Origin of the sequence: Streptomyces lydicamycinicus, from assembly GCF_000829715.2 — a bacterium.
Lineage (GTDB): Bacteria > Actinomycetota > Actinomycetes > Streptomycetales > Streptomycetaceae > Streptomyces > Streptomyces lydicamycinicus.
In genome coordinates this window covers 47165-61546 of the sequence record NZ_BBNO01000010.1, presented here as the reverse complement: position 1 = coordinate 61546, position 14382 = coordinate 47165, and the positions used below count along the sequence as shown (strand labels likewise).

Here is a 14382-nt window from a genome sequence, read left to right as displayed (position 1 = left end):
GGCCGCCGACACGAAAGAGTGAACCCATTCATCCATTGCGATGCCTGGAGGTCACGGCGGGCGCCAGGCTGATCCACGTTTGAGCCGTCGGGGGGCACCACACGCGCCCAGCGAAAGGCTCCTCGATGGACACGCAGATAGTCCAGGTCAAAATCCATCCCGCCATCGGCATAGCCCGGGTCGGCAACAGCGACAAACCGCCCTTCATCGGCCCGGAATCCCCGGACCAGCCGCCGCTGCCGCCCGGCTCGTACAAGGACAGCTCGGGGAAGGTCATCCGGCAGGCCGCGCGGTTCCGGGTCTATGGCTACAACCAGGCCGGGGAAGCCGTCCGGGAACTCAAGCTGGGTGAGGCGGGGGTCACCGAGATCAAGTGGTCGGTGCACCTGGCCAACAAGAAGGCCGCCTGGTACCAGTTCCATCTCGCGCTCGACATCGATGAGGCCGGCGGTCTTCAGGAGGCCCAGCTGCGCCGCCGGAACTTCGACGTCCGGGGAGCCGACCGGAAGAAACTCGTCATCGACGCCGGCCGCAAGGAGATCCGCGCCTCCCTGCACGAGAACGCCGCCCTCGCCGGGAAGATCATGACCCGGGCGGTCCCCCTGGGATCGATCACCACCCAGACCGACGGCCGGCTGCTGGTCGTCGGCGGCGTCGGCAAGTCGGCCTCCTACGCCACTCCGGAGAAGCCGATCTCCGGTGTCGCCAACAACGACACCTGGTACGACGACGTGTCCGACGGCCCGGTCACGGCGCAGGTCACCATCGGGGGCGTCACCAAGAGCGCGAGCCCGGCCTGGGCCGTGGTCGCCCCACCGCACTTCGCGCCCGGTGTGAAGACCGTCCGCACCCTCTACGACGTGCTGTACGACGTGTTCGTCACCGAGCACACCCTGCCCGCCGTGCAGCAGATCTCGTACCCGGAGCACATCGAACCGATGCTGGACCGGTTCTGCCAGCTCCAGTGGGTCAACCATGGCTTCGCCACCCAGTTCGGCCGGTCCGGCCCGTACGACTTCCGCGACCCGGCGCTGCGCAAGCGGCTCGCCGACCCGGGCGAGGCCAGCCGGGAACTCCGCCGGCAGATCTATGTCCAGATGCGTGACTACTGCCGGGACGGGACCTCCCCCCTGCCCTGGCCGTGGCTCTACGGCGACGCCATGTCCGGCGGTAAACCCACCTCCGTCCGGCAGCACATCAAGATCTCCGGTGAGCAGGACCGGATGCTGGCCCAGTGGGCCGACGGCCACTTCACCACCGGCCCGCCCCGTACGGGCCACCCGGACGTGGACGCGGCGCCGGTCGCCGCGCAGCCGGGTCTGCTGGACCGGGGCGCCCTGGAGAACTGCGCCGCCGACGCCTTCCACCCGGGCTGCGAGGTCACCTGGCCGATGCGGCACAAGACCATGTACTCCGAGCCCTTCCGCATCCTGCACCGCACACCGGAGAACCCGGAACCCGACTACGGCGATGCGCTCACCGTCCAGGAAGCCCTGGGCAAGACCGGTCCGCTGCACGCACAGGGGCCGGGCGACCTCACCCGCTGGATGGCCGCTCCCTGGCAGTGCGACGCCGCGAGCTGCCGCTCCGGTTACCAGGTACGGTCCGGGCTCGGCCCCCGCTACAGCCCCTACCTGCCGACCTTCTGGCCCGCCCAGGTGCCCAACCATGTGCTCAAACAGTCCGACTTCGCGACCGTCAACACCCCGCCGAGCGGCTCCGACGACAGCGTCAGGGAGAAGGCCTTCGAGAACCGGGCGGTCTGGCTGCGCGGCCTGAAGGGCACCGACTTCAACAAGCAGCGCCGTCAAATGATCGACGACTGGTACAAGTTCGGCATCGTCGAGACGCACGAATACACCGTGGGCGACGGCAAGTTCCCCCAGCACATCCAGGTGGAGTCCGAGCCGGGCTATCCGCCGGCCCTCGACCACGCCAACCTCGTCAACATCCAGGTGCCCGAGGCGGGCGCGCCCCAACTGGCGGGTGTGGCCGACGCCTGGACCGGCGAGGTCCCGGCCGAGACCGTCGAGGCCATGCTCGTCCAACAGGCCATCCAGGAAGTCATGGAAGCGACCGGCCGGGACGAGACGGAGATCGCCGCCGGATACCTGGAGAAGCTCGACCCCTTCCACGGCGCCCAGTGAGCCCCGCCCCCGCCCCCGCCTACGACGTCGTGGTCGCGGGCGGTGGCCCGGCCGGCTGTGCCGCCGCGCTCACCCTCGCCCACGCCGGCCGGACCGTCCTGCTGGCCGACGCCGGCTCCGGCCCGCCCAAGGCCGGTGAGGCGCTGGTGTCCATGGGCCGGCTGCTGCTCGCCGACCTCGGCGTCGCCGAACCGGTCCTGGGCAGCGGCCATCTGCCCTGCCACGGCAACCTGTCCGCCTGGGGCTCGCCGGAACTGCACGCCGTGGACTTCCTCCACGACCCCTACGGCCACGGCTGGCACCTGGACCGTCCGCTCTTCGACCGCCGGCTGCGCGCCGCCGCCGGTGCGGCGGGCGCCGAGGTCGCCGAGCACACCGCCGTACGGAGCCCCTCCCGGCAGTCGGACGGCACCTGGCGGCTCGCCCTGCGCGACCGGGCCGGCGGGGGCGGGGACCGTACGGTGTGCTGCCGCTGGGTGGTGGACGCCACCGGGCGCGGCGCCGCGATCGCCGTCCGCTCCGGCGCCCGGCGGCGCACCGGAGACCAGCTGACCGCCCTCCACCTCACCCTCGACCCGGCCCCGCAGACCCCCCTCGACGGCCGTTCGCTGGTCGAGTCGGACGAGGACGGCTGGTGGTACACCGCGCTGCTGCCTTCCCGGCACCGTCTGGTCGCCTACTTCACCGACCCTGATCTGCCCGTCGCCGCCGCACGCGGAGCCGAGCGGTTCCGCCGGCGGCTGCTGGCCACCCGGCACATCTCCCGCCGGGCCCGCCCGCACGGGCTCACCACCCTGCGCCCGCCCCGCCGGGCCGCCGCCCACAGCGCACATCTGGACCGGGTGCACGGCGACGGCTGGACGGCCGCCGGGGACGCGGCGGCCGCCTTCGACCCGCTCAGTTCCCAGGGCATCCTCACGGCCCTCTACACGGGGCTGAGCGCGGGCCAGGCCGTCGACGCCCGGTTGCACGGCGACCGGGCGGCCCTGGCCGACTACGCGGCCAAGGTCAGCACGGCCCGTACCGCCTACCAGCACGGCCACCGCGCCGTGCACGCGCAGGAAACCCGCTGGCCCGACCGGCCCTTCTGGTCCCGGCGGCAGCGGAGCTTCCACCACAACACCCCACCCACGAAAGGCGAGACCTCATCATGACCCCCACCCCCGCATCCGACTCCACCGAGGCACACCAGCACATCCACCGCTTCCTGCTGCTGGGCAAGAAGAAGCTGTTCTTCTACCACCTGGCGCTGTACAACCCCCAGTCCGGCCACAACTTCCAGGCGGTCTTCGACTTCTCCATCAAGGACAACGGCGAACTGCGGGACATGTACCTGAAGGATCTGGCGCAGCACGAGAACGAGCGGGTCTTCTACTCCCTGCGCTGCCCGCACCACTTCGAACTCCCCGAGCTCCAGCAGGGCAAGGAGTTCGGGGTCCATCTGGAGCGGGTCGTCGTGAAGCCGGACGGCAGCCGCGACTTCCAGCAGATGACCACGGCCGAGACCATGGTGGACTGCAAGCCGGAGAACGTGCTCTCCTTCCGCAAGCTGGGCAATCTGCCCTACCCCGAATACCTCACCTACCTGGTGTTCGGCGCAGGCGACGAGGTCCACATGGCCCACCAGCTCGCGGAGCGCCCCAACTGGGACGAGGCCGTCACCGTCACCCCCGCGCAGCCCATCGACCCGGCGCTGCTGAAGAAGGTCCCGACCCTCGTCATCGACTCGATCAGGGACGCCCACGACAAGCTGATCGAGAGCCCGCTGAAGAAGGGGCAGCAGTACCAGGGCAAGATCGACGGGTCCGGTCCGGTCGTCGACTTCACCGTCGGCCGCCAGGGCTGGTTCAACCACACCAGCCTCAACAGCTGAGCCACCGCAGCCCGTTGCCGTCCCGGCTCGGACCGGTCCGCGAATCGCCGCGGACCGGTCCGGCCGGGCGGTGCCTCACGCCTGCCGCGTCGGCAGCACGATCGCCTGGCGCAGGTTCACATGGCGGGCACGGCTCGTCGTGTAGGCGATCAGGTCCGCGATGTCGTCCGCCGCCAGACCGGTCAGCGCGTCGAACATCCCGCCCAGCTGGCCGGCCAGTTCCGCGTTGTCGATGTGGTCGCCCAGCTCGGTGTCCGTGAGCCCCGGCTCGATATTGGTGACACGGACATCGCGCGGGCCCAGCTCCGTGCGCAGCGACTGCGACAGGTAGGTCAGCGCGGCCTTCGTCGCGCCGTACACCGCGTAGTGGGGGAACGCGATGTGCGCGCCGATCGAGGAGATGTTCACCAGGTCCGCCGTCCGGCCCGCCTCCGCCACCGCGATCAGGTCCGGGGTGAACGCGCGGATGACCCGCAGCGCCCCGGCCACATTGGTGTCGAGCATGCGCTGCCACTCGTCGGCGCGGCCGTCGGTGACCGGGTTCGGCAGCATCACGCCCGCCGCGTTGACCACCAGGTCGACCTGACCGTATGCGCTGTGCACCTGCTCGGCGGCCGCGTCCACGGAGGCGGCGTCGGTGACATCGGCGGCGACCGCGAGGGCCTGACCGCCGGCCTTCTCGATGGTGGCGGCCAGCTCCGCCAGCCGCTCGGCCCGGCGGGCGAGCAGCGCCACCCGCACACCGTGCGCGGCGAGCAGCCGGGCGGTGGCCGCGCCCATACCGCTGGCGGCTCCGGTGACGACAGCGGTGCGGCCGGCGAGGGTCTCGTACGACATGGGGAACTCCTGAGCTGGTGGTGAGCGCCGCCGGGCGTCTCCCGGGGCGACCACCACACTGCGCCCGGCCACCGCACTTACCCAGGGCTGCCGTTTTCCTGGGTCCACCAGTACCAGGATGGGAGCGTCGACACCTCCTAGGATCAGCGCATGGACATATCCCTGACGGGGGAACTCGGCGATTTCCTGCGTTCCCGGCGCGCCCGCATCCGGCCCGAGGAGGTCGGGCTGCCGGGGCACGGCCGACGGCGGGTTCCGGGCCTGCGCCGCGAGGAGGTCGCCCAGCTCGCGGGCGTCAGCGTCGACTACTACATCCGCCTCGAACAGGGCCGCGGCCCCTCCGTCTCGGACGCCGTACTCGACGCCATCGGGCGCGTCCTGCGCCTCGACGACACCGAGCAGCAGTATCTGCGCACGGTGGCCAGGCCTGCCGCCCGCCGCACGGCCGCCGCCGTGCCCGCGCCCCAGAGGGTCCGCCCCGGACTGCGTCTCCTCCTGGACACCATGGAGAAGGCACCCGCGTTCGTGCTCGGCCGCCGGATGGACGTGCTCGCGTGGAACGCGCTGGGCGACGCCGTCGCCGGCTTCTCACAGATGCCGGCCGGGGAGCGCAATATGCCGCGTCAGGTGTTCCTCAACCCGCAGGCACGGGAGCTCTATCCGGACTGGCCCGCGGTGGCCGCCGAGACGGTCGCCTATCTGCGCCTGGACGCGGGGAACCATCCACGGGACAGACAACTGGCGACGCTGGTGGGCGAACTCTCGCTGGGCAGCGAGGACTTCCGCCGACTGTGGGCGGACCACCAGGTCAAGGAGAAGACGTACGGGGCGAAGCGGATGCGGCACCCCGTGGTGGGTGAACTCACCATGCCCTACGAGACGTTGACGGTGACGGGGGAGCCGGATCAGATGCTGGTGGTCTACACGCCGGAACCGGGATCACAGACGGCGGACCGCCTGGCCCTGCTGGCCAGCTGGGCGGCGAGCCCGGCGGTCTGAGGGGGCCGGTCTCGGGCGCTGGTGTGCCGACGGCGGTCCGGCCGCCGCCGACGGGGCGACGCGCCTCACCATGAACAACTCGCCGCGCCGTAGCAGGAGTTCCCGGCTGCGCTGTGACATTTGCCCGACCCTGCGTGCCTTTCCGTCACGTCTGTCACCTGCGCATACTCCAAGGCCCCGCGCCGTCAACCGTCGAGGGGCGAGGGCCGACCGGATGGGGGCTGAGGAGAAGGATGACGTCGGACACGGTCTCTGCGGCAGCAGCGGGCACCTGGCTGCTCGGTGATCTCAAGGTCAACCGGCTCGGCCTCGGTGCCATGCGCCTGACCGGCAGCGCCGCCTTCCACCAAGGCACCCCCAGCGACCGGGGCCGGGCGATCGGGGTGCTGCGCCGCGCGGTCGAACTCGGCATCAACCACATCGACACCGCGGACTTCTACTTCTCCCGGCTGCGCTCCGCCAACGAATTGATCAACTCGGCGCTGGCGCCCTACCCGGACGACCTCGTCATCGCCACCAAGGTCGGCCCGGCCAGGGACGCCTCCGGCGAGTGGACCACCCCCGCGCGGCCCGACCAGCTGCGCGGCCAGGTCGAGGCGAACCTGCGCCAGCTCGGCCGCGACCACCTCGACGTGGTCAACCTGCGCCTCATGGGCCAGGACTCCGTCAGCGAGCACTTGGGCGCCCTCGCCGAACTGCGCGATGCCGGACTCGTCCGCCACCTCGGCCTCTCCAACGCCCGCCCGGAACACCTCGCCGAAGCGCTGACGATCGCACCGGTGGTGTGCGTCCAGAACCGGTACGGCCTCGACGCGGCCGACGGTGCACCGATGCTGCACGCCTGCGCGGCCCGGGGCATCGCGTTCGTGCCCTTCTTCTCCATCGCCGGGGAGGGGCGCGAGGCGGGAGCCGTCCGTGCCGAGCACGACGAGGTGCGCGCCGTCGCCCGTGCCCACGGGGTGTCCCCGGCGCAGGTACGGCTGGCATGGATCCTGCGACAAGGCGCACATGTGCTGGCGATCCCGGGGACGGGCAACCCGGATCACCTCGTCGACAACGTGGCGGCCGGCGCACTGCGGCTGACGGAGGACGATCTCACCCTCCTCGGGGCGGTCGGCCGCACCGCACGCTGACTCAGGTCACCGGCCCCCGCCCCGGCACCACCATGACCTCGGTGCCGCCCGCCCGTACCGCTCGCACCTGCTCCGCCGCCAGCCCGTCGTCGACGATCAGCAGATCGAAGTCGGTCAGCGGGGCGAGGGCGTAGAGGCCGCCCTTGGTGAACTTGGTGTGGTCGGCGACCAGTACCCGGCGTCCTGCGCTCTCCATCATGGCCCGCTTGACCTGCACGGTCTCCGGTGAGGTGTGGTAGCAGCGGCCGTTGGTGACCGCCGTGGTGGACAGGAACAGCACATCGGCGCGGAAGGCCCGGACCGCGTCCGCGGTGTGCGGGCCCATGAAGGCGTCATATGCCGGGAAGTACGCACCGCCCGGCGTGATCAGGGCGATGCCGGGCTCCTTGGCGAGGGTGGTGAGGGCCGGCAGCGAGTTGGTGATCACCGTCAGCGGGGTGTGCCCGGTGAGCTGGTGCGCCAGCAGCAGACATGTCGTGCTGTCGTCGAGCAGCACCGTCTGCCCGGGGACCAGCAGTGTGGCGGCGGCCCTTGCGAGCTGCTGCTTGGTCTGCGCCATCGTGGCCATCCGCTCCGCGACACTGCCGTGGAACTGCGCCGACGGCAGCCCCGTCGCGCCGCCGCGCACCTTGCGCAGCCACCCCTGCGTCTGAAGGGCGTCCAGATCGCGGTGGGCGGTCATCAGGCTGATGCCGAACTCGTCGGCGAGGTCCGCGGTGCGCACGAACCCGCGGGCGATGACGGTGTCCCGCATACGGCGCCGCCGGTCCTCCTGCGCCTCGACCCGGTCCATCGCTCCGCTCCCTCCGGTCCCGGTTGTGCGTGCGGCGAGCCGGTGCGGCCCACACCGTTCACGGGCTCCGCCACGTGAAGACGCCGCGTTATGTTCGCACGGATTTCACATGGCGCGCGCGGCCGCGAGGGCCGCCACATGCGACTCCGGTACGACACAACATGGCAGGTCGCGGCCCCGATGCGAAGATTCCGGCGGCCATTGACGCCCGTTTCCGCCCGGCGGTTCCATCACTGCGTCCACCCTCCTGCCCCGCCGCCGCAGAAAGGGAGAATCAATGAAGAATTCTCCTCCGCGTTCGCTGATCACACGCCTGGGCATCCCGCCGACCCTCGCCTGGGGATACCTCGGACTCCTCCTCTTCATGATCGGAGACGGGGTCGAGTCCGGCTATCTCTCGCCCTACCTCCTCGACCAGGGCCTCTCCGAATCCCGGGTCGCGCTGCTGTTCACCGTCTACGGAGTCGCCGCCGGGATCGCCGCCTGGCTCTCCGGAGTGCTGTCCGACCTCTGGGGGCCGCGCCGCGTCATGTGGGCGGGCCTCGGCATCTGGGCCGTCTTCCAGCTGCTCTTCCTCCTCGCCGCCATCCCGCTGACCAGCTATCCGCTGATGATGCTGGCGTACGGGCTGCGCGGTCTGGGATATCCGCTGTTCGCCTACGGCTTCCTCGTCTGGATCGCCTCGGTGGCCCCGCGCGCCCGGCTCGGTACGGCCATGGGCTGGTTCTGGTTCGCCTTCACCGGCGGTCTGCCCACCCTCGGCTCGCTGGTCGCCGGCGGGCTCATCCCGCACATCGGCTCCTACGCCACCCTGTGGGCCGCGCTGGTGCTGGTGGCCGCGGGCGGGCTGCTCGCCCTGCTGCTGGTCCGTGACGACCGGGGGGTACGCCGGGCCCCCGGCGCGGGGGAGGGGCCGATGGCCACCCTGGTCGGCAGCATCACGATCCTGTGGCGCAACCCCCGGGTCGGGGTCGGCTCGGTGGTCCGGGTGATCAACACGGCCTCGCAGTTCGGCTTCTTCGTCATCCTGCCGATCCACTTCACCAGAACGGTCGGCTTCGGCCTCACCCAGTGGCTGCATCTGCTCAGCGCGATGTTCGCGACCAATATCTTCGCCAACCTGCTGTTCGGCGTGGTCGGCGACCGGCTCGGCTGGCGCCGCACCATCGCCTGGTTCGGCGGCGCCGGCTGCACGCTCAGCACGCTGCTGCTCTTCTACGTCCCCGACGCGGTGGGCGCGAACTTCCCGCTCGCTCTCCTGGTCGCCGCGTTCTACGGGGCTACGCTGGCAGGTTATGTACCGCTTTCGGCGTTGGTGCCCACCCTGGAGCCGAAGCACCGGGGCCAGGCCCTGGCCGCCCTCAACCTGGGCGCGGGGGCCAGTACCTTCGTCGGCCCCGCCGTCGTCGCCGTCTTCGTCGGACCGCTCGGCGTCGAAGGGGTTGTCTGGATCTTCGCGGGGATGTATGCGGTGAGCTGCCTGCTCGCCCACTTCCTGAAGCTGCCGGCCGCGCCCGGTACGGCGGACGGCGCCGAGGCCGGCGCCCGCCGCGGCGACGCCCCGGACGGCACCGCGTCCACCGCCGCCCCGTCACCGGCGTGAGAGGACCCCACTGATGTCCGTACTGACCATCGACGTCGGCACCACGGTGATCAAGTCCGTCGTCTTCGACGACCAGGGCACCGAGATCGCCGTCGCCCGCCGGGGCACCGAGGTCCTGCGCCCGCACCCCGGCTGGGCGGAACAGGACATGGACGCCGTCTGGAACGCCGTCGTCCACACCGTCCGCACGGTCCTCGACGGGCTGACCGACCCGGTCTGGCTGGTGTCCTTCACCGCCCAGGGCGACGGCGCCTGGCTCGTCGACGACCGCGGCCGCCCCACCGGGCCCGCCATCCTGTGGTCCGACGGCCGGGCCGGGGACCTGCTCACCCGCTGGCAGGGGGACGGCGTCCTGGAAGCGGCCTTCCGCCGCAACGGCTCGCTGACCTGCGCCGGGATGCCCAACGCCCTCTTCGCCTGGCTCGCCGCCCACGATCCGGACCGGCTGGCCCGCTCCGCCACCTCGCTCACCGCCGCCGGCTGGCTCTTCCTGCGCTTCACCGGTGTCCGGGCGAGCGATGAGTCCGACGCCTCCGCCCCGTTCCTCGACCACGCCACCGGCTCCTATGACCCCGCCATCATCGAGCTGTTCGGCCTGGGCGCCTGCGAACGGCTGCTGCCCACCGTCCTCGGGGAGTCGCAGCGGATCGCCGAAATCACCACCGGGGCCGCGGCGGAGCTGGGCCTCCCGGCGGGCCTGCCGGTCGTGATGTCCCCGTACGACATCGCCGCCACCGCCCGCGGCGTCGGCGTCGTCAACCCCGGCCAGGCGTGCAGCATCCTGGGCACCACGCTGTGCACCGAGATCGTCCGCACCGGGGTCGACACCGGCGGCGAACCGTCCGGCATCCATATCGCCTACCGGGGCCGGGAACGGGTGCTGCGCGCCTTCCCCACGCTCAACGGCGCCGAGGTGCTGGGCTGGGCGGCCCGGCTGCTGCATCTGCCCGGACCGCCGGAGCTGGCGCAGCTGGCCTTCGAATCGGAGCCGGGCGCCCGCGGGCTGATGTTCCTGCCCTATCTCTCCCCGGCCGGCGAGCGCGCCCCGTTCCTCGACACCGGCGCCCGCGGCTCCTTCTGGGGCCTGTCCCTGGAGCACACGCCCGCCGATCTGGCGCGCGCCGTCTTCGACGGGCTCTCGCTGGTGCTGCGGGACTCGCTGGCCGCCGCCCGTACGGACGTCAGCGAGCTGCGGCTGTGCGGCGGCGGCGCCAACAGTGACGCCTGGTGCGCCCTGATCGCCGATGCCACCGGGGTGCCCACCGCCCGCTCCGGCGACACCGAACTCGGCGCCAAGGGGGCCTTCCTCACCGGTCTGGTCCGCACCGGCGCCGAGACCAGCATGCACAGCGCCGCCGCCAAGTACGTCCGGATGCAGCGCAGTTGGGAGCCCGAGCCGGAGCGCGCGGAGTTCTACGCCGCGCTCTACGAAGACTTCCTCGGCTGGCGGACGCGCGCCCGGGAGGCGGGATGGCGCGGCGGCGCCGTCTGGCGGGGGAGCGCCGGCCGCCCCGCCGAGGCCCCCGGCCGGCCGACCGAAGCCACCGGCAGCCCCGCGACCACCCCTGGAGGACCCCGTGTCTGACCCGCGCCACCACGGCGCCGCCCCCACCCTCGACGGCATCTGGCTCGGCCTCGACCTCGGCACCCAGAGCGCGCGCTGTGTCGCCGTCGACGGCACCGGCCGGGTCCTGGCCACCGCCGCCCGCCCGCTGACCGGCCGGCGCGACGGCAACCGCCATGAGCAGGACCCCGAGGAATGGTGGCGCGCCCTCGGCGCCGCCTGCCGGGAGGCCCTGGCCGGCCTCGACACCCGCCGTATCCGCGGTCTGGCGGTCGACGGGACCTCCGGCACGATCCTGCTCGCCGACCACCGGGGCACCCCGCGCACCCCCGGCCTGATGTACGACGACGGGCGCGCCGCCGCACCGGCCGCCGCGGTCAACACCGCCGGGGAGAAGGTCTGGCAGGAGCTGGGCTACCGCAGCATGCAGCCGTCCTGGGCGCTGCCCAAGCTCATCGCGCTGCTGGAGGACGACCCCGGGCTCCGCACCGGCTCCCGGCTGCTGCACCAAGTCGACCTGATCACCTGGCGGCTGGCCGGCCGGCAGCTCGCGAGCGACGCCAGCCACGCCCTCAAGACCGGCTACCACCTCGTCGAGGAGCGCTGGCCGCACGAGGTGATGGCCGAACTGGGCGTTCCCGAGGGGATGTTGCCCGAGGTCGTCCGCCCCGGCAGCCTGCTCGGCACGGTCTGCGCCGCGGCCGCCGACGCCACCGGTATCCCCGAAGGGACCACCATCGTCGCGGGGATGACCGACGGCTGCGCCGCCCAGATCGGCGCCGGAGCGCTCGCGCCGGGCGCCTGGAACTCGGTGCTCGGCACCACCCTCGTCCTCAAGGGCAGCAGCCCGCACCTGGTCCGCGACCCGGCGGGCGTCGTCTACTGCCACCGCGGGCCCGGCGGGACCTGGCTGCCGGGCGGCGCCTCCAGCAGCGGCGCGGGCGTCCTTTCCCAGCGCTTCCCCGGCGCGGACCTGGACGCCCTCACCGCACAGGCCGCCGCCCTGGACCCGGACGCGGTCGCCTACCCCCTAGTCGCCGGCGGCGGCGAACGCTTCCCCTTCCGCGCCCCCGGAGCCGCACCCTTCCTCCTCGGCCACGCCCCCACCCGGGCCGCCGAGTTCCACGCCTGCCTCCTCGGCGTCGCCTGCCTGGAACGGCTCTGCTTCGACTACCTCGACCACCTCGGCGCGCCCGTCGACGGGCCGCTCACCCTCACCGGCGGCGGCGCCCGCAACGCCTACTGGTGCCAACTGCGCGCCGATGTCCTCGGCCGCCCCGTCCGGCTGCCCCAACAGGCCGAGGGCGCCGTCGGCATGGCCGTACTCGCCGCCACCTCCTCCGGCACGGGCCTCCAGGAAGCGGCCGCCGCCATGGTCCGCACCGCCCGGGAGATCGCCCCGAGGCCGGACCGCACCGCCCGCTACCTCCCCGTCCATCTCCGCTTCATCGACGAACTCACCCGCCGTGGCTGGCTCGACCGGACCGTGGCCGACCACGCCCGCAGGAGGGCAGCACCGTGACCGACTTCATCCTCGTACGCCACGGCGAAACCGTCTGGCACGCGGAGAACCGCTACGCCGGCCGCACCGACGTGCCGCTGACCGACCTCGGCCGCGAGCAGGCCGCCGCCCTCGCCACCTGGGCCGCCACCGCCGGACTGACCGCCATCTGGAGCTCACCGCTCTCCCGCGCCCGGCTCACCGCGGCCCCGGCCGCCGCGGCCTGCGGTCTGACCGCCCATGTCGACGAGCGGCTCTACGAGCTCGACTTCGGCCAGGGCGAGGGCCTGACCAGGGACGAGATGCGCCGGCGCTTCCCGGAGCGGCTGGCCGCCTTCCTCGCCGACCCGGTCGCACACCATCTGCCCGACGGCGAAGATCCGCGCCAAGCCGCCGAGCGGGCCGCCGACTGCCTCGCCGAGCTCGCCCGCGCACAGCCGCACGGCCGGATCCTGCTCGTCGCGCACTCCACGCTCGTCCGGGTCCTGCTCTGCCATCTGCTGGGCATCCCGCTCGCCGACTACCGCCGGGTCTTTCCCCGGCTGGACAACGGCGCCCGCACCGAGCTGCGCATCGAGAACGGACAGACCGCCCTGCTCAGCTTCAACGCCCCGGCCCCGGCCCGGACCGCCGCCCTCCGCTGAACCGCCCGCCCCGCACCCGTCCCCAGGAGCAGCCCCTCATGAGCACCACCGTCCTCGCCGCCGGCAACCACTTCATCCGCCCGGAGCTGTTCACCCGGGCCGTGCGGGCGGCCGCCGGGGACACCCCGCTGGACGTACGCGAGATCCAATTCGACTGGCCGCACACCCCGTTCGGGCCGGTGGCCGAGGTCATCGAGGCCTCCGGCAGCGAGGACGAGATGATCGAGGCTCTCCGGGGCGCCGAGATCTGTGTCACCGAGCACGGCCCGCTCACCGAGCGGATCCTCGCCCACTGCCCCGATCTGAAACTCTTCTGCACCAGCCGTGGCGGCCCGGTCAACGCCAATGTCGAAGCCGCCACCCGGCACGGCGTCGCGGTCTGTTACGCCCCCGGCCGGAACGCCACCGCCACCGCGGAACACACCCTCACCCTGCTGCTGGCCGCCGCCCGCGGTGTCGGCGACACCCACACCGACCTCCGCCGCGGCGTCTGGCGCGGCGACTACTACGACTACGACAACTGCGGCATCGAGATCGACGGCGCCACCGTCGGGCTGATCGGCTTCGGCGCCATCGGCAGCCGGGTCGCCAAGGTCCTCGCCGCCATGGGCGCCCACGTCCTCGTCCACGACCCTTACGTCCGCACCGAGGCGCTCGCCGGCCTCGCCGAACAGGTCTCCCTCGACGAGCTGCTGACCCGCTCCCGCATCGTCTCGCTGCACGCCCGGGTCACCGAGGAGACCACCGGCATGATCGGACGCCGGGAGATCGCCGCGATGCCCCGCGGCTCGGTCCTGGTCAACTGCGCCCGCGGCGCGCTCCTGGACTACGACGCGGTCTGCGACGCGCTGGACTCCGGGCAGCTGTCCGGCGCCGGCTTCGACGTCTTCCCCGAGGAGCCGCTGCCCGCCACCGCACGGCTGCTGACCGCCCCCGGTGTCGTCCTCACCCCGCATATCGCGGGCGGCAGCCAGGAGGTCGCGCACAAGGCGGCCCGGATCGTCGCCGCGGACGTCGGCCGCTATCTGCGCGGTGAGCCGCTGGTGCACTGCGCCAACCCCAGGGTGCTGCGGGCGGGTTGAGGCACCGGGGGTCGGGTTTCGGTCGCCGCCGCGGCGGCGGAGCGGCCCGATGGGGCCGGTAAGCGGGCGGCGCAGGGCAGCGAAGCGCAGGTCAGTGCGGGGGCGGCGGGTGCACGGGGTGGTCCGGGGGCCGCCGTCGTGACCTTGGCGCATTCAACCACTGCCTGTTGCAGTTGCGTTGACAGTGCACGGGGGTGGCCTCACGA

12 protein-coding genes are annotated in these 14382 nt (G+C 72.5%); 10 read left to right on the top strand and 2 right to left on the bottom strand.

Features of this window, described 5'->3' with window-relative positions; all coding sequences use genetic code 11:
• Window positions 1-125 precede the first annotated feature (125 nt).
• From TU31_RS31090 to TU31_RS31080, 3 genes are read left to right on the top strand one after another with little or no spacing between them, the layout of a single operon-like run.
• Window positions 126-2147 carry a LodA/GoxA family CTQ-dependent oxidase gene (locus TU31_RS31090; RefSeq protein ID WP_042160800.1) on the top strand — a complete coding sequence of 674 codons (2022 nt, stop codon included), beginning with the start codon at window positions 126-128 and terminating at the stop codon, window positions 2145-2147.
• On the top strand, window positions 2144-3301 hold the full coding sequence (locus TU31_RS31085; RefSeq protein ID WP_042160799.1) for an FAD-dependent monooxygenase: 1158 nt from the start codon (window positions 2144-2146) through the stop codon (window positions 3299-3301). The genes TU31_RS31090 and TU31_RS31085 overlap by 4 nt, the downstream gene beginning before the upstream one ends.
• Complete coding sequence (locus TU31_RS31080) at window positions 3298-4020, top strand: hypothetical protein (protein WP_042160797.1); 723 nt, start codon at window positions 3298-3300, stop codon at window positions 4018-4020. Before TU31_RS31085 ends, TU31_RS31080 begins: the two co-directional genes overlap by 4 nt.
• A gap of 75 nt (window positions 4021-4095) precedes the next feature.
• On the opposite strand, the gene TU31_RS31075 is transcribed toward TU31_RS31080, so the two are convergent.
• Window positions 4096-4857, bottom strand: coding sequence for an SDR family oxidoreductase (locus tag TU31_RS31075; protein WP_042160795.1), 762 nt, complete (start codon window positions 4855-4857; stop codon window positions 4096-4098).
• 150 nt (window positions 4858-5007) lie between these two features.
• Between TU31_RS31075 and TU31_RS31070 the strand changes: the two genes are divergently transcribed.
• Together TU31_RS31070 and TU31_RS31065 are read left to right on the top strand one after the other, a co-directional pair.
• Window positions 5008-5856 carry a helix-turn-helix transcriptional regulator gene (locus TU31_RS31070; protein ID WP_245698918.1) on the top strand — a complete coding sequence of 283 codons (849 nt, stop codon included), beginning with the start codon at window positions 5008-5010 and terminating at the stop codon, window positions 5854-5856.
• Window positions 5857-6089: 233 nt separating this feature from the next.
• Complete coding sequence (locus TU31_RS31065; RefSeq protein ID WP_042160792.1) at window positions 6090-6989, top strand: oxidoreductase; 900 nt, start codon at window positions 6090-6092, stop codon at window positions 6987-6989.
• Window position 6990: 1 nt separating this feature from the next.
• Here TU31_RS31065 and TU31_RS31060 read toward each other — a convergent pair whose 3' ends face one another.
• Entirely contained in the window at window positions 6991-7782 is a 792-nt protein-coding gene (locus tag TU31_RS31060) for a DeoR/GlpR family DNA-binding transcription regulator (protein WP_042160790.1), read from the bottom strand.
• Window positions 7783-8059: 277 nt separating this feature from the next.
• Between TU31_RS31060 and TU31_RS31055 the strand changes: the two genes are divergently transcribed.
• Genes TU31_RS31055 through TU31_RS31035 form a run of 5 tightly spaced genes read left to right on the top strand, consistent with a single transcriptional unit; the run spans window position 8060 to window position 14176 of the window.
• Window positions 8060-9385 carry an MFS transporter gene (locus TU31_RS31055; RefSeq protein ID WP_042160788.1) on the top strand — a complete coding sequence of 442 codons (1326 nt, stop codon included), beginning with the start codon at window positions 8060-8062 and terminating at the stop codon, window positions 9383-9385.
• A 13-nt stretch (window positions 9386-9398) separates the two neighbouring features.
• Window positions 9399-10970: an FGGY-family carbohydrate kinase gene (locus TU31_RS31050; RefSeq protein ID WP_042160786.1), complete on the top strand. Its 1572-nt coding sequence runs from the start codon at window positions 9399-9401 to the stop codon at window positions 10968-10970.
• Window positions 10963-12471: an FGGY-family carbohydrate kinase gene (locus TU31_RS31045; RefSeq protein WP_078886070.1), complete on the top strand. Its 1509-nt coding sequence runs from the start codon at window positions 10963-10965 to the stop codon at window positions 12469-12471. Before TU31_RS31050 ends, TU31_RS31045 begins: the two co-directional genes overlap by 8 nt.
• On the top strand, window positions 12468-13094 hold the full coding sequence (locus tag TU31_RS31040; RefSeq protein WP_042160784.1) for a histidine phosphatase family protein: 627 nt from the start codon (window positions 12468-12470) through the stop codon (window positions 13092-13094). The genes TU31_RS31045 and TU31_RS31040 overlap by 4 nt, the downstream gene beginning before the upstream one ends.
• A 38-nt stretch (window positions 13095-13132) precedes the next feature.
• Entirely contained in the window at window positions 13133-14176 is a 1044-nt protein-coding gene (locus TU31_RS31035; RefSeq protein WP_042160781.1) for a 2-hydroxyacid dehydrogenase, read from the top strand.
• Window positions 14177-14382 lie beyond the last annotated feature (206 nt).

Excerpts from the sequence above, each read along its gene's own strand:
- TU31_RS31090 (WP_042160800.1), top strand. The coding sequence starts at position 126 with ATGGACACGCAGATAGTCCAGGTCAAAATCCATCCCGCCATCGGCATA.
- TU31_RS31080 (WP_042160797.1), top strand. The coding sequence starts at position 3,298 with ATGACCCCCACCCCCGCATCCGACTCCACCGAGGCACACCAGCACATC.
- TU31_RS31075 (WP_042160795.1), bottom strand. The coding sequence starts at position 4,857 with ATGTCGTACGAGACCCTCGCCGGCCGCACCGCTGTCGTCACCGGAGCC.
- TU31_RS31070 (WP_245698918.1), top strand. The coding sequence starts at position 5,008 with ATGGACATATCCCTGACGGGGGAACTCGGCGATTTCCTGCGTTCCCGG.
- TU31_RS31065 (WP_042160792.1), top strand. The coding sequence starts at position 6,090 with ATGACGTCGGACACGGTCTCTGCGGCAGCAGCGGGCACCTGGCTGCTC.
- TU31_RS31060 (WP_042160790.1), bottom strand. The coding sequence starts at position 7,782 with ATGGACCGGGTCGAGGCGCAGGAGGACCGGCGGCGCCGTATGCGGGAC.
- TU31_RS31055 (WP_042160788.1), top strand. The coding sequence starts at position 8,060 with ATGAAGAATTCTCCTCCGCGTTCGCTGATCACACGCCTGGGCATCCCG.
- TU31_RS31050 (WP_042160786.1), top strand. The coding sequence starts at position 9,399 with ATGTCCGTACTGACCATCGACGTCGGCACCACGGTGATCAAGTCCGTC.
- TU31_RS31035 (WP_042160781.1), top strand. The coding sequence starts at position 13,133 with ATGAGCACCACCGTCCTCGCCGCCGGCAACCACTTCATCCGCCCGGAG.